Source organism: Thermococcus paralvinellae (assembly GCF_000517445.1).
In the GTDB taxonomy this organism is placed as follows: Archaea; Methanobacteriota_B; Thermococci; order Thermococcales; family Thermococcaceae; genus Thermococcus_B; species Thermococcus_B paralvinellae.
Genome location: NZ_CP006965.1, coordinates 1,807,010 through 1,831,870 on the forward strand (window position 1 = coordinate 1,807,010; position 24,861 = coordinate 1,831,870).

The window sequence follows — 24,861 nt, forward strand, 5'->3', positions numbered from 1 at the left end:
AATCACATGAACACTAGAGTTTTGATGATCCTTAACAATCATTATACTCATGACCCTCGTGTGACTACCGAGGTTGAAAGTTTAGTTAAACATAGTTATGAAGTTAAAGTTATAGCTTGGGACAGGAAAAGGAAGTATCCTACTCATGAAACTGCTAATAATGTTGAAGTTATTCGGATAAGAATTCCACAAATCATAGACAAGTTAATTCCTTTTGAGATACTAAAAGTTCCAATATGGCAAGTTCTAGCCTATAGAAGGGCATTGCAACTCTATAAAACCTGGAAGTTTGGGATCGTTCATGTTCACGATTGGCCGGATTTGCCTGTTGGCGTGTGGCTTAAACGCAAGCTTAAGATTAAGCTCGTTTATGATTCACATGAGGTCTGGAATTACATGGTCTTCACAAACAAGCTTCCGGAGTGGTTGTGGGAGGCAATATGGAGGGAGAGAAAACTCCTGCAAGCTGTTGACGCCTTTATAACTGTAGGAAGAGGTTACAAGAGGTATTTCATTAGGTATGTGAAAAGCGTGAAGCTTGTTATGAATGCCAAGCTGCCCCTAACTCAATGGAAAAAGCCAAAAACAAATCCTTTGGTGGTCGTGTATATTGGAGGGTTCCATAGGGCGAGGTGTATAGAAGAACTCGTCTCTGCAACCTGTGAGGTTAAAAGGGTATTCACAGTAATTGCAGGGCCGGAAATTCCGGAGTACAAAAAGCTCTTTGAAAACTCAAGGAGCTGTGGTCTGAAATATTTGGGGTTTATACCAAAATCGAGAGTTATTCCTCTCACCAGAGAGGCTAGTGTTGTGTACTATGTGTTTGACCCCAGCCATCCGTTATACAAAATAGGTATGCCGAACAAATTGTTTGAAGCTATTGCAACCGGAAGGGCATCTTTAGCGTGCAAAGGAACAGCAAGTGGAAAATTTGTAGAGGAATATAAGATTGGTTTAGTTGTTAACTGCAATGTTGAGGAAATTAAAAAAGCTCTAATTACTTTTATTGAGAATCCAAAATTGATAATTAAGTTTGGAAGAAGAGCATATTCAATTGGCAGTAAATATAATTTGGAAAGAGAGTCTAAGAAACTGTTGGAAATTTATAAACGTTTGCTTGGAGGGACCCCCCATGACGATGCTGGATGATATACTTAAGGATATCCAGAATATGGACATTCCAAATATAGAACATATAATACCCAGTATTGGTTTTTATGTATCTGCTATTCAAATGGCTCTCAAATATAAAAAGAATACAAGTTCCTTAACAGTACTAGACATAGGTTGTTCAAGGGGATATGGCATTTATATTATGAACAAACTATGTCCAAATTGTCAGTTTGTTGGAGTGGATTTAGATGAAAGAAACATTAATATAGCCAATAAAGTACTGTCGGGATTATCTAATGCTACTTGTGTGTTGGGAGATATAATTGATGAACGCACTAGAGAATATCTTCATTTAAAATATGGATTTTTTGATGTTATAACTTGTTTTGAAGTCTACGAGCATGTTCCACCAAAAAACGCTGAGATTCTTCTTAAAAATATAAGGTTTCTTCTGAAACCTGGGGGATTTCTCTTTATTTCGACTCCAAATAAGCGTGTATACGATATTGATGCATACACTGTAGACCATATAAACGAAGTATATCCACAGGAGTTCATAAGGAAATTAGAGTTAGCGGGTTTTTCTATCATAAAGGTCTTTGGATCTTATACCCAGAATCCTATCCTTATACGAGCATTGGAAAGATTAAATTTAGTAGCGAGGATTGGTGATAGAAGGAATGAGCTATCTTTTGCTAAAAAACTGGTTAGGTATCTTCTAGTTTCTGTTCTCTCTCCTTCTAGGATGTATGGTGAGATTATAAAAAGGATTTCGTATAGAAAATACCTCCAGTTTAAGGCTAAAAAAGCAAGACTAAGTGATAACTACTTGAACTCATCCCTCATCTTGATTATCGCCAGAAAAGATGCAAAAAATTGACTAACTACCGTCGCAATTGCTGCTCCATAATAGCTGTAACTCTGGATTAAAAAGTAATTTAGCACAACATTGATCAAAGCTGTGAATGCTGTTATTTTTGTAAAAGTTAGCTCTCTTCCGGTAGCATTTAAAAAGCTCCCAAAGAGCGAATTCAGAAACATAAACGGCACAGCAAAGCCAAGAACTTTCAGTACTCCAACACTTTCTCTAAACCCGCTTCCAAAAACTATATTTATTGCTAAATCAGAAAAGAAAAAGAATCCCAAGGTTCCAGCTATTCCCAAAATTAGGAGCATCTGGAAGCTTTTCTTAAACAAAATGTCTAAGGTTTTTCTGTCTTCCCTCCAGAGCCTTGCCATTGAAGGCAAAGTTGTTGAAACAACAATGGACGGAATGAATATCGGCACTTCAATCAAAGTATAGGCACCCCTATAAATACCGACATCATAATCGTTCTTCATTAGTCCAAGCATGACTATATCAGTTCGGTAGTAAATCATTGTGAAAATTCCAATGAGCCAGAAGGGGTATGAATGCTTTAGGATGTTAAGCCAGATCTTTATGTTAACTCTCATGCTCAACTTTTCTAAGAATTTTGAGCCCCAATAGATACGTAGGAACTCTCTAACAAAGTATCCAACCACGAGAGTTACTACAAAAGGTGCAAGCTCTCTCTTTAAGTATAAAACTGCACCGCCAATAAAAAACGCCCAAACTCTCTCCAATGTCTTCGCAATAGCTTCGTACTTTGTGACCTCATAAGCAAACATTATGTATGTAAATAAGTTAACAGTTCTAAAGAACATGTTCTCAAACGCAACTAAAACTATTAGCCATTTCATCCAGTTTGGCTTATCAAGTTGCATTGTTAAAAACACAATTACTCCAAAATTAATCAGTGCCAATATGATTTTAAACCCTAAAGCATAGGGAAACAGCCATTCTTTTTTGCTCTTGTCTCTTGCTATCTCTCTCATGACATAGAAGCTAACCCCTAAGTCAGAAAAGATTGAAGTCAGGGCAACAAATGAAAATATGAAAGAGTACTGTCCCAATCCTTCTTCTCCTAAAGTTCTTCCCAAGAGGATGATTAAACCATAAGCTAATATCTTTGAAATTACTTCGGCACTAAAAAGCCATCCTGCATTCTTTATTAGTTTCAATTTCAGGCTTCCGGCCATAGTCTCTCATGAGTAAAAGGAGGAAAGGCCTTAAAAAGTTCACCTCTTATTTTCATTGTGCAATGATGAGTGATGGGCGATCTGAAAAGTGATGAAGGTAAGGTGATCGCTGAGCACAAATATTATAAGTTCAACTTTAAAAGCACCTTTGAAAGATGATGATTTCAGCCTTGCCTGAGATGTGATGAGGGAGTGACGGACTGATTTCGTTAAATTTTTAAGACTTCTCTCCTTTCTTCTAACTATGCAAGAGGTTTACAAACCGATATTTGTGAGTGTCATAGGCAACATTCTTCTGGCACTGCTTAAAATTGCCGTTGGACTTGCTTATTCAAGTTTGGCACTGATTTCTGATGGCGTTCATTCTCTTTCTGATGTAATTACAAGTGTTATTGGATTTGTGGGGATTAAGATAGCATCAAAGCCTCCTGATAAGTCTCATCCATTTGGACATTCACGTTTTGAACCACTTTTTGCCTTTTTTATTGGTTTGGCTTTATTTTTGGTTGCTTATGAAATTGCGAGAGACTCTATAACCAGATTATTAGCTGGGATTTCAATTGAAGTAAATTCCATAATGCTTGGTGTTGCAGTTATTTCGATCCTCGTTAAAGAAGCTATGACCCAATATACCCTTTGGATAGGGAAGAAGCTCAACAATCAGATTCTGATTGCAGATGCGTACCACCACAGGAGTGATGTTTTGAGCAGTTTGGCTGTTTTAGCTGGTCTCTTACTCCAAGAGTTTGGTTTTACGTATGGAGATGCTCTCGCTGGGTTTATAGTGGCGCTGTTTATAGGGAAAGTTGCCATTGAAATTATTCTTCAAAATGTAAACTATCTTACCGGAACCTCACCACCCTTTGAGGTCTGTGAAAAGATTAAGGGAACAGCTCTGAGTGTTGAGAACGTTTTGGGGGTTCATGATTTAAGGGCCCATTATTTGGGTCCCAAGCTTCACGTCGAACTTCATATAGAAGTTCCACCAAATTTGACACTTAAAGAGGCTCACGATATTAGTGAAGAAGTGAAGAAGCGCATAGAAGAACTTGAAGAGGTTGAGAGAGCTTTTGTACATGTTGATATTAAGGGTGTTACTAAATGATCAAACAACTTTCAAGATCTCCTTTAAGTCTCTTAAAAACTCCTCTAAGTGTATTTTTTTGACATGAGGCATCATAACAATCCTGATGTATCCTCTGTGAGCACTGATTCCCCAGCCTCTCATTTTAAGCTCCTTCTCAACCTTTTCCAGCTCTTTAGTTCCAAAGGACACTATGTTGAGCATGGGCTCCCTGATAAGATATGCTCCATTTAAAGTCTTTATCTGCCCTGCAAACCATCTTGAGAGCTCCATTGCTTCTTTGACAATCTTTTTGTATCCTTCAAAGCCCAAGTGCTTTAAAAGAGTCCATACTGCCAGAGCATTTGCTCCCGGTCTTGTTCCTGTTATTGTCGCTTGGAATATTTGCCCTCCCGCTAAATAAGGAGCAGGAACACTTATTGCATCAATGAACTTCTTTTTTCTGAATATTATTCCTCCAGCGGGAATTGGTGCCATGCCCATTTTGTGGGGGTCAATTGTTATGCTCTGTACACCTTTAAGCTTGAAGTCAAAATCAGGCAAATCATAACCTAAAGCTTTTGCAAAGGGTATTACGAAACCTCCAAAGGCAGCGTCAACGTGAAGAGGAAGTCCGTAATCTTGGGCTAAATCTGAAAGCGCTGGAATGTCATCTACAACTCCAAGACCCGTTGTTCCTGCTATTCCCACAATTCCTATTGTGTTATCTGTGATTTTGTTCTCAACGTCTCTAACATTAACAGAGTAATCGTCATTCAGCTCGGCCCACACCAGCTTTACTTTTAGCATTTCACTCGCCTTAAGAAATGAGAAATGTGCACTCTCTGGCAGAATCAGCTCTGGATTTTCAACATCAGCTATGTTGCGAAAGGCTCTCACCGCTAAGATGTTTGCCTCTGTTCCTCCAGAGACTATATTGCCGTAAGCCTTGTTTAAGTGTAGCAAATTTCCGAGCATCTGCACAGTTTCTTCCTCAATTTTTCTGCTTCCAACGTGTAGTCCGGGATCTCCAAGATTTCTATCAATATAGAGAGATATTATCTTTTGAGCAAGGGGGTGTGGATAAGTGCACATTGATCCAAGGATTTTACCCGAATCAAAAGTTAAATCCTCACTTAGCCGCTTTTCAAGTTCGTTAAGCACTTCCTCTTCACTCATCCCTTTTTCTGGAAAAGTTGTCATTACTCTCACCTGCATAGAGTTGTTCATTATGCGTTTAAGCTTTATCCTTCCTAATTTTTCCTAAATATAGTTTGAAGAGCTGGGGTGTGGTTATCGCTGTGAGCATTGAAACAATGACTATGCTTGCAAACAGGCTTTGATCAATTAGTCCTTTTTCCAGTCCGAATTTTAAAATTGCAAACTCTAAACTGCCTCTCCCTCCCATACCGATTCCAACTAGGAACGCTTTTTTCCAATCAAATCCAAAGATTTTCATACCTAAAGAACAACCTATAAGCTTTCCAAAAACTGCTGCCAAGTAGAGAAGTGCAATCATGAGTACGCTTATTTCGCTCATTGCTGGATTGAACATCAATCCCACATAGATGAAAAATAAGGGGATAAAGAATTCTGTCAGTACAACTTGTAGGTCTTCAATCAGCTCATTGAGCTTTATTCTGCTTATAACGAGTGGATCTTTTCTTTCTCTCAGGCGGCTTATTGTTAATCCAGCTAAATACGCCCCGATTATCTGATGAAGACCTACTTCCTCAGCTATGATTGCGAGAAGGAAAGTTAAGACAAGTGTGAATGTGAAGAAAACATTTAAGTTACGCAGTATTCCGTAAAATCTCTTGGAGCGCTTGAATACAAACTCGGAAATTAACAATACAGCAACTATAAACGCAGCTATCTTGGCTGTCAAAATTGCAAGTGGAACAAAGCTGAACTCTCCTCTTGCAAGTGCTGTAATGATACCAATTAAATAAACAGCTATGATATCATCGGCAAAAGCGGCTCCCATGAGAATTGAGGATATTTCCCTCTTGACTCTTTCTCTAACAATTACACCGCTTGTAACTTCAATTGCAGTGTTTCCCAAGGTTACGCCTACAAATATAGCAGCTGCTAGTCCTTTTCCAAAAGCTATCACTGTTAGAAAGCCCAGGATAAACGAGAAAGCCACACCTAAAATTGCGACGACCGTGGCTTTTAATTTATTTGTAGCTATAGCAGAAAAGCTGCTTGTCAAACCCATGTATAACATCATCATCAAAAGTCCAAACTCTGAAAGAACCTTGAGAGGCTCAGACGGAGAAATTATGTTGAGAACAAATGGACCTAGAATTATTCCTGTTAAGATGTGTGCTATTATTGGATGGATTTCCCTCTTTTCAAAGAGCCACTCTAAGGTTTTTGCTGTTACTAAAAGAATGGATAGATCCAGAATATATTCCAACTTAGACCCTCCTACTCAGCAGAGCCATGAAAATCCAGAGGAGCATTAGAATTATTGCAAGGATCATGGCTAAAGTTGCACCTCTCTGAGTTCCAAAGACTATTGGGATTGGTCCTATCATTATGACTCCTCCACCTTCAACTTCAGCCTCTCCGCCTGTTGCTGCCATTAATGTCCCTATGAACACTAGGAGAAAGCCTATGAAAATCATTGCTATTCCAGCTATTATTAGAAGCTCTCCTCTCATAGCCATCATGAAATTGTATTTTTGCAACTTTTTAAAGCTTAACCTAAAAATTATTAAAGCAAAGTCTAAAAGGTCTATTATGCTGGTAATGGTAGACCTTGATGATACTCTCTGCAACACTTGGGAAGCTGGAAAATATACCATAATCAGGCTTCTTCCCCACCTTATTAGAAAACGAAAATTCAAGGCAATGTTTTACATCTTAACTGCCCGCTATAGAGAGCTGGAGCAGTCAAGAGAACTTTTAGTATTGGATTTGGACAAAATGCTTCAGAAGATTATGGAGAGAGTTTACCGGAAGATAAAAGATAAGGATTTGGAAGAAATGGTCCAGTTAGTTGATAGAACATTTTTTTCAAACCTCAAACTTTTTCCTGATGCTAAACCTTTCTTGGAAGAGCTGAAAAGAATGGGTGCAAAAATAGTTCTTGTAACTGATTCATCAACGTATTGGCAGAGAAAAAAGCTTGAATATCTTGGAATAAAAGACTATTTTGATGGAATAATAATCAGCGGAGAAACAGGACACAGCAAACTTGACCCCCACAACTTCTTACTTGCGAGAAGGATGTTTCCAAATGAGACTGAAGTTTACATGGTTGGAGATAGGGATGACACTGATATGAAAGGAGGTAAAGCTGTTGGAGCAACAACGATATTAGTGAAGAGAGGCTATTTTAAGGGCAGGAGAGCGAAGTATGCAGATTACATTGTCAAAAATTTAACTGAGGCACTAGAGGTGATTAAGCGTGAGCATGAAAAGCGAGCTTAAGAGAAAAGCTCTTCATCTCACAGGCTTAACAGTTCCACTCGTTTACATTCTTCTTGGAAAGAAAGTTGCGTTGATATTTGTTGGCCTATCTTTTGCGGTCTTCGTAGCCCTTGAGCCTCTTAGGATAGTAGAACATTTGAGGGATAAATTAAAGAAAAAGCTTGGCCTTTATGTTGATAGGCAGTTAATTGAGATTGTAGAAAGGGAAATAGACACAATAGCGAGAGAACATGAAAAGAGAAGTATTGGTGCCCACATATACTTTACCTTGGCAGCATTTATAATTGTCTACTTCTTTCCGAAGGACATTGCCATCGGTTCAATTGCTGTTGCGACTTTAGGAGATGCTATCGCAGCTATAATTGGAAAGCCTTTTGGAAAGCACCGCTTTAAGAACGGTAAAAGCATTGAAGGAAGCTTAGCTTATTTCTTAACTGCTCTGCTGATTTTAATTCCTTTAATAGACGTTCCCCATGCAGTAATTGGGGCATTAGCTGGAACTTTGGCGGAATTTTATGAACTGCCGCCAGATGATAATTTTTCAAACCAACTAGCCATTGCTGTCACGCTATATCTCTTCAGAAAAATTGCATTTTGAAATAAAGGATAAAAGAAGAAAAGATAGATCAGCTAATTTTTACTTCAGCAAATGTGCTGATTGTATCTGCATCTGTCCATTCTTGTCCTGGGTCAAGATCGTGAACTGCCGGATCATCTGGTAGTGTCTCTACAGCGGAGTCACCGGCATTTGCACCGGTTATCCATGTAACGATTGCTATCTTCTCTGGTTTTCCTCCAAGTGCATCCCACGGCACTGCAATTTCAAGTGTCTGCAGACCGTTTGTACTTCCGGTCCATGCTGCAAATCCGACATCTTGGAGATCATAGTATTCCCATCCAGTGCCATTCCAGAGTATTAACTGCATTGTTTCAATCTTGTCAGTTCCCTTCTCGCCGAAGAACTCGCCGAACCACCAGAAGTACAACTCTGCGTCAACGCCTCTTGTGAAGCTGATTTTTCTTCCCCATGCATCAGTATCTCCAGTGTATCCTCCATCTTTATAATCCAAGGCAAATCCATATGCAATTCTCCATGAGGCTTTGTTTTCAGTTGTCAATGCGATGTAGAGGAAGTTGTCATCATAATCAACGTATAGTGCTTTGAGATTTGCTCCCTGCTGTCCAAAGCCTGTTGTGTCCTCGTAAACTAAAGTTTCTGGACTCCAGTCATCCAAGTTGCCATCAATATTTTTCGTAAGTTTAGCAGATAGGAGTTCATCTTGTACTGCTTCAAGGAATTTCTCAATCTCTCTCTGAATCCTTAATAGTCTTGAATATGCTCCGAATATCTTTAGACTTCCTCTGAGTTCTAGGTTCTGTATTTCTATCATGTCTTTTCCTTCATTGAACAATTTAATGCTTTCATTTAGCTTCATTTGGAATTTGGTAATGTTTTCTTGGTACTTAAGCGGAACTTTTGCCTTTGTTAGATTCTGGAGGAGCTCTTCAACTATCGGGTACTTCTTTTCATAGAGTCTTGGCCACACATATTTACCAAGGTTTACCATATCGCTTTGAGCTTTTACTGTCTTTCCTACTTCGAGTTCCAACGATGCAACGTTGTTCTCTTCATTGACTTCTTCGATAGTATTATCCGGATCTACAACTGCCTTAAATACATGGATGCCCCATGAACCAGGATATTCATAGGTATATACCAGGCTAACTGAGGCCTCTGCGGAAACGTTTACAATCCATGAGCTGAGAAGTTCGTCGTTGTCATAAAGGACTACTTTAACATTCTTTGCGTCAACTTTGCCCAAGTTCTTTACTTCAACTGTTATGTTTGCTGGTTGCCATGGCTCTATATCTAAGACATTTGAGCTTAATTTTACAGTTAATTCAGGCTTTGGAATTGGAATTTCGATTACTGCAAGTTCTGAGAATGTGTCGCTATCTCCCCATTCATTTTCGCTATCTGCCACAACAGTACTTTCCGGAAGTACATCAACTGCAGAACCGCTTCCTCCTGTTACCCAGGCAATAATGGCTAATTTATTTGTTCTCCCACCTAATGCCTCCCATGGTATGCGAATTTCAATTGTTTGGAGTCCTACGGAGGTATTTCCGGTATATTTTACGAGATAGCCGGGAAAATTGTTTTGCCAGTCATATATCCAACCATTATTATACTTTATTAATTGCATGCCTTCACTGGCACCGAAGTTAAACTCAAGCCTTCCATTTGCATCATTCCACCAACCATAGAGTTCATAATCTATAGCATACCCGTTTTTGAAGCTTATACTTCTTCCCCATGCATCAGTATCTCCAGTGTATCCATTCCCAGTTCCTGGATCAATGTCAATTCCTATTCCATAGGCCATTCCCCAATTGGCTTTATTATTCACTTTTAGCCCTAAGTACAAATATTGATTGTCGTATGATACGTAGAGAGCAGTTAAATTCCCGCCATCGACACCATAGCCGGACTATCTCCATTGAACCAGCTGGCATACGGTGCATCTAGGCTCTCCATTGCTGGGTCCCATGGCACGGAGCTGACTGCTGAGGAATCTCCTCCACCTGCAATCCAAGCTATCAGTGCGAGCTTTTCTGGTTTCCCACCAAGTGCTGTCCAAGGTATCTTGATTTCCAACGTCTGAAGACCGGTTGAAGTGTCTCCAGTATAAGCAAAGCTTGCTCCTACGTCTGCTAACCCTTTATAATCCCATCCGCTTCCGGTCCAGGTGATGAAATTGTCAGACCCCATACCGGTATTCCAGCCCCACCAGAAGTAAATCTCGTAGTCAATGGCATATCCGTTTCCAAAGCCAATACGTCTTCCCCAGGCATCCGTATCTCCAGTGTATCCATTCCCAGTTCCTGGATCAACATCAATACCAATACCATAGGCAACATCCCAACTCTGAGTATTCCTTGTGGTTATCATTATGTAGAGGTATTCTTCATCCCATGCAACATACAGATTATTTAGATTTGCTCCTGGAAGACCATTGTCTTTGGCAGTTGCTATATAGTCAAGTGTTCCCCAGTCGCCTAAATCTCCATCGAGCACTTTAGTTCCATAAAGTCCGCTTACTGCTGGCGTCAAACTAAGCACAAGCAATACAACAATAGCCAAACTCAAGCCTTTTTTCATTTTGAGTCACCCCGGGTGATAAGTGTTCACCCTTGTTGATATATGGGCATAAAATATTTATATACCTTTTTGAATATCACTGTTAGTGATAATAACAATGGAGGTGCAGCGATGATAAACTTCATTTTTGGCATTCACAATCATCAGCCCCTTGGAAACTTTGGATGGGTTTTTGAAGATGCCTATAATAAATCGTACAGGCCATTTATGGAGATTCTTGAGGAGTTTCCTTCGATGAAAGTTGCTGTTCATTTCAGCGGTCCTCTACTTGAATGGATAGATGAGAACCATCCCGAGTATATCGGCCTCTTAAGAAAGCTTGTAAAAAGAGGCCAGCTTGAAATAGTAGTTGCAGGATTTTACGAGCCAGTTTTAGCAGCGATACCAAAGGAGGACAGAATTGAGCAAATAAAGCTTCTCAAAGAATTCGCTAAAAAACTTGGCTATGATGCAAAGGGTGTATGGCTTACAGAAAGAGTCTGGCAGCCGGAATTGGTAAAAACTCTCAGGGAGAGCGGAATTGAGTATGTTATAGTGGATGATTATCATTTCATGAGCGCTGGACTAAGCAAGGATGAGCTTTACTGGCCATACTACACAGAAGATGACGGGGAAGTTATAGCTGTATTTCCGATTGATGAAAAGCTCCGATATTTAATTCCCTTCCGTCCCGTTGAGAAAACAATAAAGTATTTAGAAAGCTTAGCTGATAGCGATCCTTCAAAAGTTGCTGTTTTCCATGATGATGGTGAAAAATTTGGAGTCTGGCCTGGGACTTATGAGTGGGTTTATCAGAAAGGCTGGCTTAGGAAATTCTTTGATGCCATCACAAGCAACGAGAAAATAAATCTCATGCTCTATTCCGAATACTTATCAAAGTTCACTCCGAAAGGGCTGGTTTATCTGCCGATAGCCTCTTACTTCGAGATGAGCGAGTGGTCACTTCCAGCAAAGCAGGCAAAGCTCTTTGTTGAGTTTGTTGAAAAGCTAAAAGAAAGAGAGGAGTTTGAAAAGTACAGAGTGTTTGTTAGAGGTGGCATCTGGAAGAACTTCTTCTACAAGTATCCAGAGAGCAATTTCATGCACAAGAGAATGCTCTATGTGAGTAAACTTGTCAGAAATATCCCAGAGGCAAGAAAATACATACTCAAAGCTCAGTGCAACGATGCTTACTGGCATGGCGTCTTTGGTGGTGTTTACTTGCCTCATTTAAGAAGAACAGTTTGGGAGAACATAATAAGAGCGCAAAGTTTCGTTTCCACTGGAAATAGAGTTTTTGATGTGGATTTTGATGGAAAAAGTGAAGTGATGCTTGAAAATGAAAGCTTCATAGCTACTATTAAACCACACTATGGTGGATCGATTTTTGAGCTGAGTTCAAAGAGAAAAGCTGTTAACTACAATGATGTTTTAGCAAGAAGATGGGAGCACTACCATGAAGTTTCTGAAGCAGCAACCCCAGAAGAAAAGGAAAGCGAAGGGGTTGCGAGCATTCATGAGTTTGGCAAGAAAATTCCCGAGGAAATTAAGCGCGAACTAGCTTATGACTGGCAGCTTAGAGCTATTTTGCAAGACCACTTCATACCAACCACAGAGACGCTTGACACTTACCGCTTAGTAAAACATCGCGAACTTGGAGATTTCGTTAATCAGCCATATGAATTTGAGCTTTATGACAACGGTGTAAAGCTTTGGCGCAATGGTGGAATTTATGCTGAGAAAAAAGTCCCAGCAAATGTTGAGAAAAGGATAGAGCTTACAAACGATGGTTTTCTTGCAAAATACAAGGTTTCACTTAACGAACCTTACAAAGCTCTCTTCGGAGTTGAAATAAACTTGGCTGTTCACAGTGTCATGGAGAGTTCAGAAGAGTTCGAAGCCAATAGAATACTTGTGAACGACACTTATGGTATTGGAAAAGTTGAGATAGGCCTAGACAGAAAAGTTAAGGTCTGGAAATTCCCAATTAAAACCCTCTCACAGTCAGAGAGCGGCTGGGACTTCATTCAGCAAGGAGTAAGCTATACTCTGTTGTTCCCAATAGAGAAGGAGCTTGAGTTTGAAATTAAGTTTAGGGAGCTCTGATTTTCTTTAAAACTTTTAAATTTTAAAACCAAGAATAAATTGCCGATGATGGCTGTCTTTCGGGCCCTGACCTTATGATGAAGGCCCTCCTATCTGAGGGGTTTTCCCTACGGGGGTGTTAGTGTAATTTCATGGAATTTTATCCCAATTCTTTGTTTTTCTATTGCCATGACCCCGTAGGGATTGGTCTTCATTGGCCCGTCATTGGCGAAAGCCTCGAAGCCTCCAACCCCTTCGGGGGAACCCCTAACGCCCCACATCCGAAGGTTCAAAACAGCAATAAAATCCCTATCCTCAACAAGACCACAAGAGCATTTCATTAACCGTCCCTCTTGGGGTATTAACTGACCCCCGCATGCCGGGCAAACTCGAGAAGAATTCTTCGGATTAACGTAAATGACTGGAATATCAAACCACTTTGCCTTGTATTCAATTATCCTCTGCAGTTCGCGAGCATTCCACTTTGACAGTTTTCTATTCAATTCTTTCGAACTATTCACGACCCTCTCTTTTATTCTATTCAAATCCTCCAAAATTATGCCCATTCGCCTTTCTTTTGCAATTTCAACGATTTTGTTTGCAAGCTTGTGCAGGAAGTCTTTCACCCTATTCCTCTCCCTCTCTGAATACTTTTTCAGCAGTTCTTCGCTCAACTTTTTGTTCCACGCTGAAATCTTTTGGATTTTCTGCCTCTTCAACTCATAAACACGGTGGATATGGTACAATTCACAAGTGTCAAACCTGTAAACTGTCAGTCCAGCGAGGACAGTAACGTTCGTCAGGTTTATGTCAATACTCATCCAGTCTTTCACGTCAATGAATTCCACGCTTTTTACGAAATTCAGGATTAACCTATCGGGGAACAAGAATAATCCGCCAAGTTTGAGTCTTCCAGCCCAAACTTCTTTTAAGAATGGTAGAATATGTGGACAATTTGCCAGATTAACCTCCAAGTAATGTTTTCTTGGAATTATTGTTATCCTCAGCGTGGAGCCCTTGAGGCTGAAGAGTGTTGATTTCACGTAGACAAACTTTTTCCTCAACCTCGGCCTTCGAGCCTTCTTGCCCTTCTTGAGTTTCCGCCTGTAGGATTTTACTAGACTGAGCATTTGGTTTATTGCCGAATCAACATAATGGCTTGCATAATTCCAGTCTTTGAGGAGTTTATCACGCAATTGTTTCCTCTCAACCCTCGTGAACTTTCTAGCACCGAGGATTTCCTGTAATGCAGACCTTGCTAGTTTGTGGTATTCTTCAATAAACTCTAGAATAACCTCGTCAACTCGGATTGGGATTGAATATGCTCTAACGACGGTTTCATTCTTTGCTCTTCTCGTAGTGCTCGACGAGTCTCCAGATGATTTCCTCATACGTTTCCCCCTTCTTGCCAAGTTCTTTGAGTTTATCCCTCAACCTCACCGAGACTTGAATAGTCGTCCTGTCTTCATTTTTCATCATAATCACCATAACAATTATACTTAATTTTGGTTCACAAAAATCTACAATTCCCTACAAACTTCCATAAAAAAGAGAACAGTTCAAAACAGATTTATTTTAAAGTCTATTGGTTTCTCCAGCCTCCAAACCTTACAGAAGGAGCACTTCTCACCTAAAGCTGGCATTCCGCATACTTTGCACTCTTTGAGTTCTACTTCTTCAATTTCCTGCTCAAAGAGGTATCTCTTTCTTAAGTAGCCTTTCACGAAATTTATCTTTGTTCCTGGCCTTTTTTCTTCCATTTGGTTTAGAACTTCTTTATAGCTCAAAGTGGTCGCTCCTCTTGCATGTGGACATTCTTCAATCATGTAATCTATGCCAACCGCTAAAGCATATGCAACAACCTCTCTTTCTGTAACTTCATAAAGTGGCTTGACCTTCTTTACGAATTTACCTTCTCCTGGCAAAATAGGTCCTTGCTTGGCTAAATATTGAGTGTTCCAGTTCATCATGTTGCCAAAGATAAATGAGGCCTCGTCATCTAAGTTGTGCCCTGTAACGATAACATCAAAGCCGCTATCATAAGCAAATTTGTTGAAGATGTATCTTTTGGTTATTCCACAGTAAGAACATGTGGGACGAGCGGTTTTAAGCTCACCAATTCCAGCTCCTAAGAGCTCTTTAACCCTAACTATGTGGAGAGGAGCGTTTATCATCTCGCACTGCTTTTTAGCATATTCTTCACTTTTAGCTGAATACTCTCCAATTCCGAGGTTAATATAAAGGCACTCGATATCATAGCCGAGTTTTTTGAGCACGTAAGAAACAACAGCTGAGTCTTTGCCTCCGCTCACAACTACCAAAATCCTCTCATCCTTTCTCAAAAGCTTGTACTTCTCGATGGTTCTCTTAACCTTTTTCTCAAAATACTCTATGAAATGATCCCTGCATAGATACATTTTTGGGTAGTGGAGCTTAATATAGGCTCTTTTCTCACAGAATTTGCATCTCATTCTCTCACCTTAAAGGAAAAATAGTGTAAATGAATTTAAACATTTTGACTTAGCTTTTGGAATCTTTTGATATTTCATGCTGATCTTAGCAACACCATTTCGAGCATGGTCATAATATATCCATCGTGCCATTGTGATGGACAAAAAAGATATATAAATTTTTAGAGGAGAAATAATGTGGTGATGAATTGTGGAGGTTTATCCTGTTTCTTCTGCTCTTGACAAGTATTTGGGTGGTGGAGTTGTAAAGGATGGGATACTTCTAATTGCTTATGATCAATTCTCCAATGGATGGGAACTTGGAATGAGGATATTTGATAAAATTCTCCAACAGGGCGTTAAGGGTATTTTCTTCAATGTTTCAACGCCTCTAAGGCGATCCCTGTATAGAATGAAGTTTGCAGAAGTTGATTTGGAAAAGTATATGCGAAAGAGCCGCTTGGCAGTTTTGGATCTCTATGCCTCTAAGTACAATCTGCCGGAGTTGAATGAGCACGTTTATATCATTCGACCATGCAGTCCGGAGAGTTTTCCTATGAAGTTTAGGGAAGTAAAGAGAAAGATTGCACAAAACCTTAAGGTGGAGAACATAAAGGAGAAAGGTGAAGTTGGTCTAGTTGAAACTTTGGATAGCTTTTATCATGAGTTTGGAGAAGACCATGCTAAATGGCTTGTAAATGGATTATTGGCGGCATCAGAGAGAGGAAAGCTAAATGTGCTGGGAATCTTCTTGCTTGACATGAACAATGTTCCAGGAGAGTTTTTCAACTACGTTTATCACATTGCTGACCAAGTAATAATAATAGAAAGTGAGCTCATCAAAGTAATGTCAAAGTTTAAGAGGAGAGTCTTTTTTGCTAAGTCACTCCTGAAGGGTTTTGAACCTAAAATGGTGCCTTATGAGGAGATTAAGATTATCTAGAATGTCAATCCTTCATCGATTCAATAATCTTTCTCCAGTTACCTGGTTTCTTGAAATCTTTATTAGTGTACAATCCTTCCTTTTTCAGTATTCCCCTTGCTGCTAAAAGCCCCGTTGCGGCTGCGTTCACTATATCCCTTGAAAGGCCTGCACCGTCACCAGCAGCAAATATGTTTTCTATGCTCGTCTCCAAATCTTCATTTACTTCAGCCCTCATTGCATAGTATTTGATTTCTGGAGCATATAGCAAGGTATGATCACTTGCAACTCCCGGAATTACTTTATCCAGCTTTTCTAGACCCTCTATTATATTTGTAACAACTCTGTGCGGCAAAGCCATGGCTATATCTCCGGGAGTGACATGCTTCAGTGTTGGTTCAACATTGCTCTTTCTTATCCTTGCCCATGTGCTCCTCCTTCCTCTCCTTAAGTCACCTAAACGCTGTAAAATTGGCTTCCCTCCTCCAATAGTCGTTGCCAGCTGTGCGATGCTCTTTCCATAAGCTGTGGTATCTTCAACTGGCTCTGTAAGTTCTATTCTGCTTAGAAAAGCAAAGTTTGTGTTGTTGCTCTTTTTATCCCTCATAGAGTGTCCGTTTACACCAACATAGCCATCATATCTTTCTTCAACAACAAAGCCGTATGGATTTGTGCAGAATGTTCTGACAAAATCATCATATGTGTCAGTGTAAATGTGGAACTTTGGGTCATGGTTTATGCTTGTTATAGGCTCCATCACTATAGCAGGAACTTCAACTCTAACCCCTACATCTATTGGCCCATGTTTGGCTTTTAGTCCAATTTTCTGAGCAATTTCGTGGAACCAGTCTGCTCCTCCTCTCCCGGGAGCAACAATTATGTATCTGGTTTTAATTGTGAAGAGTCTATTCCTTCTTCTCGCTATGACTTCACCTTGCTTAAATTCCTCAACTTTTGTCCAGAGAATGAACTTCACTCCTCTGCTTTCGAGGTAATCTTTAATCGATTTTATTACTTCTTTCGTGTGGTCTGAACCAATGTGCCTCTGGATTATTGGAATGAACTTCACTCCTGCCTGAGCAGCCCTTCTTTCCCATTTTCGTATTTGTTCCTCGTTTCCTTTGTAGAGTCTTCTTGGTGCCCCATGTTTTAGAAAAATTTGGTCAACTTCCCAGACAAGCTGCCAAGAATAGTTTTCATCGTGAGTGAGCTCGGTCAAATCACCACCGATATCTGGCCTTAGGTTTATTGTTCCGTCGCTTAATCCACCAGCTCCACCAACACCGCTCATTATGTGACATGGCTTGCATCCGACACAATAGCCAAGCTCATACATCGGGCAGACTCTCTGATCAATATCTCCTCCTTCGTCTATTACTGCTATCTTAAAATTACTCTTCTCCGCAAGCTCATACGCGGCAAAAAGACCTGCTGGACCAGCTCCTATTATGACAACGTCAAATTTTTCCTCAGAAGAACCCATATATCCCTTACCAAGGTTTGCCATGTTCATACTTATAAAATTTGTGCTCTATTTTAGAGAAACATTTAAACACGAGTTTGTATAAAATAGTATGGTGGCGTGAGTGAAGGAAGCTGGGAAATTGAAGAAAAAGAAGATGTGTATCGTGGTTGGAAAAAGAAGGCATCTTCAGATGCAAAGAAAGAAAGAGTTGAGTCATAACATTCGCTACATCTCGAAAGTTCCTGTAAGGATTGTTATGGATAGAGAATTCCTAAAAGTTCATCCAGAAGATTCACTCATAACTTTAATAGAGAACCTCAGGGAAGAGGAAACCTCTGCAGTTGTTGTTGATGATGAAGGCAGGCTTTTGGGATTCATTACAATGAAGGATTTGCTTCATTTCTTTAGTCCACCGAGAAGATACTCTATTGTTGGTCTGGGGCTTTTGAAGAAGTATACACTCAACAGAGCATCGCGTGTTGAGGACATAATGGTCACAAAGCCTATAACTATACACATTAGTGACAACTTGGGTCATGCAATAAAATTGATGATTGAGACTGGAAAGCATCATCTCCCAGTTGTTGATGACGAGAGAAAAGTTCATGGGATCTTAGAGGTGAAAGATATCATACGCCTAATTAGGATAGTATCGCTTTAGCAGGAGAGGATGAAATTGGACGTATTCCTTGAACTTGCTGTAATACTTATAACAGCAAAGCTCTTTGGATACTTAAGCTCACGCTTTGGACTGCCAGCTGCCCTAGGTCAAATAATTGGTGGTATCATTTTCGGTCCATCCCTTCTTAATCTCATCACATATGACGAAGGAATCAGGTTAATAGCTGATCTTGGCGTGATAATGCTCCTCTTTTTGGCTGGTCTTGAAACAGATATTGATGAGTTTAAGAACGTTGGGTTTCCTTCCTTTGTAATAGCAACTTTAGGAGTTGTGATTCCTTTCTTGTTAGGATACCTGATAGCAATTAAGTGGGGATATCCCAAAATGCAGGCACTTTTTCTTGGTGGTGTCATGACGGCAACAAGTGTTAGCTTAACAGCTAATGTTCTCATTGAACTTAAGAAGTTGCGTACTCGTGTTGGAGCTGCAATTCTGGCAGCAGCTGTCGTTGATGATGTTCTCGGTATAATAATCCTGACGATTCTTGTGGCTATAAACACGAAAGGAAGTGTTTATCTTGAGGATATGGCAATACTTCTTGTCGAGATATTTGCCTTTTTTGTTCTTAGTGTATTGATTGGAAATAAAGCCATTAGGCGTGTTTTGAGAACCTCTCATAGGATAAACTTGCCGGAAACTGTGACAACTATAGCATTGGCTATAATGTTAATATTCGCTTATCTAGCTGAACATTTCCAGATAGCTGCTATAACTGGAGCCTATTTGGCTGGAATACTCGTTGCAGGCACAGAGGATGCACGAAAGATAACTGACAAAATAGTTACCATCGGCTACTCATTTTTCATCCCGATATTTCTCGTTGGTGTTGGGGCTGAAACAAACGCTCGTGTTGTCATTACTGCAGGGACATTTGCTCTGCTTTACTCTCTTCTTGCAATCCTAGGGAAAATTGTTGGATGTGGAGCTGGAGCTTTACTGGTTAAATTCAAACCAAAGGAAGCTTTTCAGATTGGGGTTGGAATGATTCCTAGAATGGAAGTTGGTTTGATAATGGCAAACATAGGATTGGCTGAAGGGGTTCTCGATAGGGGAGCATTTTCAATTGCAGTAGCGATGGTCATGATAACTACTCTTGTAACGCCTCCATTGCTTAAATGGGCATTTACGAGGGAGTAAAATGGAGACGCTACTAATAATAGCACTAATGCTTGCTACTGCAAAACTTTTCGGGTGGATATTTGAAAAGCTGGGCCAACCGGTTGTACTTGGTCAGGTTCTTGGGGGCCTTGTAATTGGAATCTTTGCTGAGAGTAATGAAATAATTCGTGAATTTGCGAACCTTGGAGTTCTTCTCCTTCTGTTCTTAGCAGGTATTGAGAGTGATTTAAGTGAATTTAAAAGAGTTGGGAAGCCAAGTATGTTCGTTGCAGGAGTAGGAGTGGCTGTTGCGTTCCTATTTGGATTTCTTGTGGCTCTTCCTTTTGTTGAATTTCATGAAGCTCTTTTATACGGCGCAATAATGACTCCCACTAGTGTTAGCATAACCGTTAGAGTCTTAATGGAGCTAAGAAGACTGAGAACAAAAGAGGGTACAACTATTTTAGCGGCAGCTGTTGTTGATGATGTTTTGGGAATACTAATTTTAACTATTATCATCTCCTTATTGAGGGAGGGTAGCATCCATTATGATGCAATCGTTGAGATTCTCATTGAAGTTACTGGATTTCTTGCAGTTTTCTTGTATTTAGGACCTGTGCTGGCAGAAAAAGTTTTTAGAAAGATCTCTCGCATAGACTTGCCAGAGGCCACGACAACTTTTGCAATCGTTTTCTTGATACTCTTCGCTTATTTAGCTGAGCATTTGAATTTGGCCTCTATTCTTGGAGCATATATGGTTGGCCTTACTATTGGACAAACGAATTATAGGAAACAGGTGGAAAATCCAGTTAATACCCTAGGATACTCCTTGTTCATACCTTTATTCTTTGTAGAGGTTGGTATGAGAATTGATCTGGGCTATATAATTCACGCTGGATTTTTTGCTGTAATTTATTCAGTTGCAGCTATCCTTAGCAAAATTCTTGGATGTGGCCTTGGTGCTTATTTAGGCGGCTTTGACCCGAAGGCTTCTTTAAGAATCGGAGTTGGCATGATTCCAAGATTGGGGGTTGAGCTGGCTATGTTGGCAATAGCAATGACAAGCGGTGTAATTGGTGCAGATGCATTAACAGTTGCAATTTTTATGGTGTTCGTGACGACCATAATAACCCCACCGTTGTTGAAGTGGGTTTACAGCAGAGAATGAAACAAATTTTAGAAAGTCTGATTGAGTGATAATTAGTTTAAGTCTCTTAATGTGGTTTCTGTTCTTTTTGCTCTTGTTAAGAATCCACTCTCAAGAAAAGCACTGAAAAAAGGATAAACGAACTTTGATTAAACTTTTTAGAAAAGTTTGTGGTGCGGTGGCCGGGATTTGAACCCGGGTCACCGGCTTGGGAGGCCGGTGTCCTAGACCAGGCTAGACTACCACCGCTCAACAATAAATAAAGAAAAGGGTATTTAAAAGCTTTACTTAAGCTTCTCTAAAATAATTGCAGGACAGACTTTTACAACACCATCGATTTTGCCTATTTTGTTTGAAATTATATCAGCCAAATCTTCTCCATCCTTTGCCCATATTTCTGCCATTATCATGTGGTCTCCACTGGTTAAGTAGAGCTCTTTGACGAAGTCAAATTCTTTGAGTTTGTTTGCAACCTCAAATATCTTTTCAGGGCGTGTATCAACCCCAGTTATGCTGACCAAGCTGTATCCCAGCTTAGCCGGATCAACTTTAACTGTGTAGCCTTTAATGATTCCCGCTTCCTCCAAAGCCTTAACTCTTTTTCTCACAGCAGTCTCGCTAATCCCAAGGACTTTTGCAATTTCGGTAAATGGTGTTCTTGCATCCTTAGTAAGCATTTCTATTATAATTCTATCTCTTTCATCTATCAACTTTCCTCACCTCATGATTAATTTAACAAATCTAACATATTAACTTTTTGAACTTTTTGGTTTCAAAATCAAACATTTAATTTTAATTTTGTTACTACCTCTATGTGGGGAGTATGGGGAAACATGTCGAGGCCAATTATTTCCTCGATTTTATAGGCTTCATTAAGCTCTTCTAGGTTTTTAGCGAGTGTTTTAGGATTGCATGAAACATAAACAATTGTTTCTGGCTTATCTCTGAGTATCTTCCGTATGAGCTTTGGATGAAGCCCTGCTCTTGGGGGATCTACTATTAGAGTATCGTATTCTTTGAGATTCTCAACATCTTTGTCTTCCCCAACATAAAACCTAGCATTAACATTGTTAATCTCAACATTTCGTTTTGCCATTTCAACTGCAAATGGATTAATTTCGATTCCTTCGACATTAAATCCCCTTTTTGCCAAATAAATCCCAAACGTTCCAACGCCAGAATATAGATCAAGCACCTTTTCACCATCTGCAAATTCGGCTACTTTTTTTACAAGAGTTACAGCCTGATAGGAATTTGTTTGGAAAAAGCTGTTTGGATGGATGAGATATACAACATCGTCAAGCTTCTCTCTTATGAACTCATTGCCCCAGAACTTTCTTGGTTCTCCATAAGAAACATCGCTTTTTAACGCATTAATGCTCCAGTATATTGAATCTGCAAAGTCAAAATACTCTGATACTTCTTCTGGGAGAGATCCTTCATTTGTGACGAGATTCACCATAAATTCACTCGTGAATTTGCCCTCTCTCATAACGATGTACCTCATGAACCCTTCACTTTTTTCTAAGTTCCATGGTTCAAGATTATAATCTTCTATGAACTCTCTTAACGCCTTTAGTGCCCTTTCACTTTTATCTCCAAAGACTTCGCATTTTTCTATATCAATAACATCCCACCAAGTGCCTTTTCTTCTAAACCCTATTCCTCTTGTAGAAATGACAACATCAATTCTGTTTCTGTGTCCATAAATCTTTGGAGAAGGCAGTACTTCAATATGAAATCCGAGAATTTTCTCTAGTTTTTCTTCCTTGAACTTTATTTGCTCCTTATATGCTAGGTGCTGTAATATACAGCCTCCGCATTTTCCAAAGTACTTACATTTTGGTTCAACTCTTAAGGGAGAAAATTCAATTATATCATAATCATGGGCAATAAACATTTTCTTTTTTCTGTGCCACTTTCTGATTTCAACTACATCGCCAACAGCCGTAAAAGGAACGTAGATTTTTCTTTTACCGACTCTTGCAACTCCAAATCCCTCTTCACTCAGCTTTTTGATTTCTGTTCTCATGAATGTGGCTCAGTTGTGCGGTTTTATAAATCTTTGTTTTTGAATGATTGGCGAATTTTGTCCAGTAATCTTTATTAGAATGGTGTGCAGAAAATAATATGGTGTTTCTGTATGCGTAGGAGGGATTATATATACAAGCTTTTAGTTGTGAAGAAAAAAGCCGTAACTTTGCAAAAATTAAGTGAAGAGTTGGAGACACCCATGCCCAAACTTCTTCAGACTCTTAAAAGCTTAGAATCTGATGGATTGGTAGAGGTTTTCTATGGCCAAGAAAAGGCTACAATCATGGTTAGAGCTAAAACCCTTGATGATTACATTGAAACTTAATCCTTACCCTTCCGTTTTTAAATTATTCTTTGCTAGCTATTTGATAAAAGCAAATTGGGACTGCACCAAGTTTAGGGTCATCAACTTTGTCAAATTGAAAAAACTTTTAAAAAGAATTAAACAAAAAAGCGTTTAAAAGCCTAACGCTTTCCAGCTTTCATTCTCTCTTGTAACTCATATAGCTGTGCAATCCTTTCTAAAGTGTCAGCATCTTCTGGGCTTTTATCATCTCTCAAGGCAACATATCTCGGAAATCTCAGTGCAAAGCCGCTCTCGTACTTTGGGCTCTTTTGAATCTCTTGATATGTAACTTCAATTACTACTTTGGGCTCTATTTCCACGAATTTTCCTTTCTCTTTCTTTATGAGAGGCTTAAGCATTTTTGTGAACTCAATTAAGTCTTCATCTGTAAATCCGCTACCCACTTTTCCAACTGGGACGAAAGTCCCAGTGCCAGGGTCGTAAGCACCAAGTAGGAAAGAGCTTAAGACATGTGCTCTTCTTCCTTCTCCCCATTCTGCTCCAATGATTACTAAATCAAGGTTTTCCATGGTTGGTTTGATCTTGAGCCACTTTTTACCTCTGTTACCTGGCTCGTAAACAGCATCTAAACGCTTAGCCATCAAGCCTTCATGTCCCATGTCGAGGGCTTTATGATAAAATTCCTCAGCTTCCTCTGGGCTTTTGGTTATCAAGTTCTCTGCAACTTTAATCCACTGATTAGCTTCAACTATGCTCTCCAATTTCTTGCGGCGCTCGATAAAAGGAGTATCAATTAAGCTCTCTCCATCAACATAAAGAACGTCGAACAAGTTAAGCTCCAGCGGTATTTTCTCAATCATCTCTTGGATGTTGTATTTTCTCCTGAATCTTCTCAAGACGTACTGGAACGGTCTTGGCCTTCCTCCCTCTCCAACTGCTACAAGTTCTCCTTCAACTATGGCTTTTTCTGGTTTTATGCTCTTCCTTATCCTCTCAACGACTTCTGGAATCGACTTTGTAACGTTCTCCAGTCTTCTGGAATAGATAATCACTTTATCTCCATCTTTGTGGACCTGAACTCTCGCGCCGTCATATTTAATTTCAAACTCTGCTTCGCCTCCCATCTCGATTAAAGCTTCTCTAACACTAGCAGCCATCTGGGCAAGCATCGGCTTTATTGGCTTTCCAATCTGGATTGTGACCTTGGATAATCCTTCATTTCCCTCAAGCCTGGCTATTTTTGTAACAAACCCAAAGTCGCTTGTTAGCATGTAAGCTCTCTCAACAAGCTCTGGCTTCACTCTAAATGCTTCGGCTATTGCATCCCTCAAAAGTCCTTCTGCAACACCTGTTCTCATTGTTCCGAGGATTGTCCTTGCCAAATACTTTCCTTCAATCGGTTCAGCATCCATGAAGAGGTTTGCAAGATATTTAAGCTTCCTATCTTGGCTTCCTTCCCCTGTAGTTTCTGCAACTTTTACAAGAGTTTTGTAAACTCTCTTTATTGTCAAAGGCTGTCCAAAAAAGCTCTTCTGTTTTCTTTTTTGAAGGGCTAACGCAACGCTCTCACCCAAATCACCAGTGTCTTTTACTGAATTCTCTATCCACTCCGCATTAATGCCGGTTGCCATTGCGACTGCTTTAATAAGAAGCTTTTCACCAACACCTAATTCTCTTTCGTCCCAATCTGGAAAAACCTTTCCTAGAATGAGATAGGGCACAATCTCTAAGAGCTCCTCATCTTCAACTTTCTTGAGAAAATCAGCGACAAACCTTGTTTTTAAAGTTTTGAGTGTTGTTTTTTCCAGTCTTCTATATAGCTCGGCCAACTCTTTGTACAGCATAACTCAC

The 24,861-nt window shown here is 39.7% G+C and carries 25 protein-coding genes and 1 tRNA gene; 11 read left to right on the forward strand and 15 right to left on the reverse strand.

What is annotated here, in order from left to right; genetic code table 11:
* Positions 1-6: 6 nt before the first annotated feature.
* Together TES1_RS09870 and TES1_RS09875 are read left to right on the forward strand one after the other, a co-directional pair.
* Positions 7-1,149 carry a glycosyltransferase gene (locus TES1_RS09870; protein WP_042682368.1) on the forward strand — a complete coding sequence of 381 codons (1,143 nt, stop codon included), beginning with the start codon at positions 7-9 and terminating at the stop codon, positions 1,147-1,149.
* Positions 1,133-1,993, forward strand: coding sequence for a class I SAM-dependent methyltransferase (locus TES1_RS09875; RefSeq protein WP_042682370.1), 861 nt, complete (start codon positions 1,133-1,135; stop codon positions 1,991-1,993). The genes TES1_RS09870 and TES1_RS09875 overlap by 17 nt, the downstream gene beginning before the upstream one ends.
* On the opposite strand, the gene TES1_RS09880 is transcribed toward TES1_RS09875, so the two are convergent.
* Entirely contained in the window at positions 1,939-3,174 is a 1,236-nt protein-coding gene (locus TES1_RS09880; protein ID WP_042682372.1) for a flippase, read from the reverse strand. The genes TES1_RS09875 and TES1_RS09880 overlap by 55 nt on opposite strands.
* 244 nt (positions 3,175-3,418) lie before the next feature.
* Here TES1_RS09880 and TES1_RS09885 point away from each other — a divergent pair, with 244 nt between their 5' ends.
* On the forward strand, positions 3,419-4,279 hold the full coding sequence (locus TES1_RS09885; protein ID WP_042682374.1) for a cation diffusion facilitator family transporter: 861 nt from the start codon (positions 3,419-3,421) through the stop codon (positions 4,277-4,279).
* On the opposite strand, the gene mfnA is transcribed toward TES1_RS09885, so the two are convergent.
* Genes mfnA through TES1_RS09900 form a run of 3 tightly spaced genes read right to left on the reverse strand, consistent with a single transcriptional unit; the run spans position 4,280 to position 6,906 of the window.
* A complete protein-coding gene (gene mfnA / locus TES1_RS09890; RefSeq protein ID WP_042682376.1) occupies positions 4,280-5,440 on the reverse strand; it encodes a tyrosine decarboxylase MfnA in 1,161 nt (386 codons plus the stop codon).
* Positions 5,441-5,474: 34 nt separating this feature from the next.
* Entirely contained in the window at positions 5,475-6,659 is a 1,185-nt protein-coding gene (locus TES1_RS09895; protein WP_042682378.1) for a cation:proton antiporter, read from the reverse strand.
* Between the two features lies 1 nt (position 6,660).
* On the reverse strand, positions 6,661-6,906 hold the full coding sequence (locus TES1_RS09900; RefSeq protein WP_042682380.1) for a TIGR00304 family membrane protein: 246 nt from the start codon (positions 6,904-6,906) through the stop codon (positions 6,661-6,663).
* Positions 6,907-6,985: 79 nt separating this feature from the next.
* Between TES1_RS09900 and TES1_RS09905 the strand changes: the two genes are divergently transcribed.
* Together TES1_RS09905 and TES1_RS09910 are read left to right on the forward strand one after the other, a co-directional pair.
* Positions 6,986-7,678, forward strand: coding sequence for an HAD family hydrolase (locus TES1_RS09905; protein WP_042682863.1), 693 nt, complete (start codon positions 6,986-6,988; stop codon positions 7,676-7,678).
* Positions 7,656-8,276: a diacylglycerol/polyprenol kinase family protein gene (locus TES1_RS09910; protein WP_042682381.1), complete on the forward strand. Its 621-nt coding sequence runs from the start codon at positions 7,656-7,658 to the stop codon at positions 8,274-8,276. The genes TES1_RS09905 and TES1_RS09910 overlap by 23 nt, the downstream gene beginning before the upstream one ends.
* 28 nt (positions 8,277-8,304) lie before the next feature.
* Here TES1_RS09910 and TES1_RS10760 read toward each other — a convergent pair whose 3' ends face one another.
* Complete coding sequence (locus TES1_RS10760) at positions 8,305-10,065, reverse strand: CARDB domain-containing protein (RefSeq protein WP_051408220.1); 1,761 nt, start codon at positions 10,063-10,065, stop codon at positions 8,305-8,307.
* Between the two features lie 74 nt (positions 10,066-10,139).
* A complete protein-coding gene (locus tag TES1_RS11235; protein ID WP_051408221.1) occupies positions 10,140-10,841 on the reverse strand; it encodes a DOMON domain-containing protein in 702 nt (233 codons plus the stop codon).
* A gap of 111 nt (positions 10,842-10,952) precedes the next feature.
* On the opposite strand from TES1_RS11235, the gene jtg reads away from it, so the two are divergent.
* The gene (gene jtg / locus TES1_RS09925; protein ID WP_042682382.1) at positions 10,953-12,926 is read left to right on the forward strand and encodes a 4-alpha-glucanotransferase; all 1,974 of its coding nucleotides are present in this window, start codon (positions 10,953-10,955) and stop codon (positions 12,924-12,926) included.
* Positions 12,927-13,033: 107 nt separating this feature from the next.
* Here jtg and TES1_RS09930 read toward each other — a convergent pair whose 3' ends face one another.
* From TES1_RS09930 to TES1_RS11200, 4 genes are all read right to left on the reverse strand, one after another.
* Positions 13,034-14,296, reverse strand: coding sequence for an RNA-guided endonuclease InsQ/TnpB family protein (locus TES1_RS09930; RefSeq protein ID WP_051408222.1), 1,263 nt, complete (start codon positions 14,294-14,296; stop codon positions 13,034-13,036).
* Positions 14,244-14,381, reverse strand: coding sequence for a DUF7557 family protein (locus TES1_RS11045; protein WP_173391302.1), 138 nt, complete (start codon positions 14,379-14,381; stop codon positions 14,244-14,246). Before TES1_RS11045 ends, TES1_RS09930 begins: the two co-directional genes overlap by 53 nt.
* A gap of 83 nt (positions 14,382-14,464) precedes the next feature.
* Positions 14,465-15,376: a tRNA-5-methyluridine(54) 2-sulfurtransferase gene (gene ttuA / locus TES1_RS09935; RefSeq protein WP_042682383.1), complete on the reverse strand. Its 912-nt coding sequence runs from the start codon at positions 15,374-15,376 to the stop codon at positions 14,465-14,467.
* 9 nt (positions 15,377-15,385) lie between these two features.
* The gene (locus tag TES1_RS11200) at positions 15,386-15,508 is read right to left on the reverse strand and encodes a hypothetical protein (protein WP_265100802.1); all 123 of its coding nucleotides are present in this window, start codon (positions 15,506-15,508) and stop codon (positions 15,386-15,388) included.
* Between the two features lie 58 nt (positions 15,509-15,566).
* Between TES1_RS11200 and TES1_RS09940 the strand changes: the two genes are divergently transcribed.
* Entirely contained in the window at positions 15,567-16,298 is a 732-nt protein-coding gene (locus tag TES1_RS09940) for a hypothetical protein (protein ID WP_042682384.1), read from the forward strand.
* Positions 16,299-16,302: 4 nt separating this feature from the next.
* Here the strand turns inward: TES1_RS09940 and TES1_RS09945 are convergent, their stop codons facing one another.
* Entirely contained in the window at positions 16,303-17,790 is a 1,488-nt protein-coding gene (locus TES1_RS09945) for an NAD(P)/FAD-dependent oxidoreductase (RefSeq protein ID WP_173391303.1), read from the reverse strand.
* 106 nt (positions 17,791-17,896) lie between these two features.
* On the opposite strand from TES1_RS09945, the gene TES1_RS09950 reads away from it, so the two are divergent.
* Genes TES1_RS09950 through TES1_RS09960 form a run of 3 tightly spaced genes read left to right on the forward strand, consistent with a single transcriptional unit; the run spans position 17,897 to position 20,690 of the window.
* Positions 17,897-18,403, forward strand: coding sequence for a CBS domain-containing protein (locus TES1_RS09950; RefSeq protein ID WP_051408254.1), 507 nt, complete (start codon positions 17,897-17,899; stop codon positions 18,401-18,403).
* Positions 18,404-18,418: 15 nt separating this feature from the next.
* The gene (locus tag TES1_RS09955; protein WP_042682869.1) at positions 18,419-19,561 is read left to right on the forward strand and encodes a cation:proton antiporter; all 1,143 of its coding nucleotides are present in this window, start codon (positions 18,419-18,421) and stop codon (positions 19,559-19,561) included.
* 1 nt (position 19,562) lies between these two features.
* A complete protein-coding gene (locus TES1_RS09960) occupies positions 19,563-20,690 on the forward strand; it encodes a cation:proton antiporter (RefSeq protein WP_042682390.1) in 1,128 nt (375 codons plus the stop codon).
* 150 nt (positions 20,691-20,840) lie between these two features.
* Here TES1_RS09960 and TES1_RS09965 read toward each other — a convergent pair.
* The 3 genes from TES1_RS09965 to rlmD all read right to left on the reverse strand — a co-directional run bounded on the left by TES1_RS09965 (position 20,841) and on the right by rlmD (position 22,701).
* A tRNA-Gly gene (locus TES1_RS09965) sits at positions 20,841-20,918 on the reverse strand.
* 35 nt (positions 20,919-20,953) lie between these two features.
* Complete coding sequence (gene lrpA / locus TES1_RS09970; RefSeq protein WP_042682392.1) at positions 20,954-21,379, reverse strand: HTH-type transcriptional regulator LrpA; 426 nt, start codon at positions 21,377-21,379, stop codon at positions 20,954-20,956.
* 68 nt (positions 21,380-21,447) lie between these two features.
* The gene (gene rlmD, locus TES1_RS09975; RefSeq protein WP_042682394.1) at positions 21,448-22,701 is read right to left on the reverse strand and encodes a 23S rRNA (uracil(1939)-C(5))-methyltransferase RlmD; all 1,254 of its coding nucleotides are present in this window, start codon (positions 22,699-22,701) and stop codon (positions 21,448-21,450) included.
* 111 nt (positions 22,702-22,812) lie between these two features.
* Between rlmD and TES1_RS09980 the strand changes: the two genes are divergently transcribed.
* On the forward strand, positions 22,813-23,028 hold the full coding sequence (locus tag TES1_RS09980) for a helix-turn-helix domain-containing protein (RefSeq protein WP_042682396.1): 216 nt from the start codon (positions 22,813-22,815) through the stop codon (positions 23,026-23,028).
* A gap of 140 nt (positions 23,029-23,168) precedes the next feature.
* Here TES1_RS09980 and TES1_RS09985 read toward each other — a convergent pair whose 3' ends face one another.
* Positions 23,169-24,854 carry an ATP-dependent DNA ligase gene (locus TES1_RS09985; RefSeq protein WP_042682397.1) on the reverse strand — a complete coding sequence of 562 codons (1,686 nt, stop codon included), beginning with the start codon at positions 24,852-24,854 and terminating at the stop codon, positions 23,169-23,171.
* Positions 24,855-24,861 lie beyond the last annotated feature (7 nt).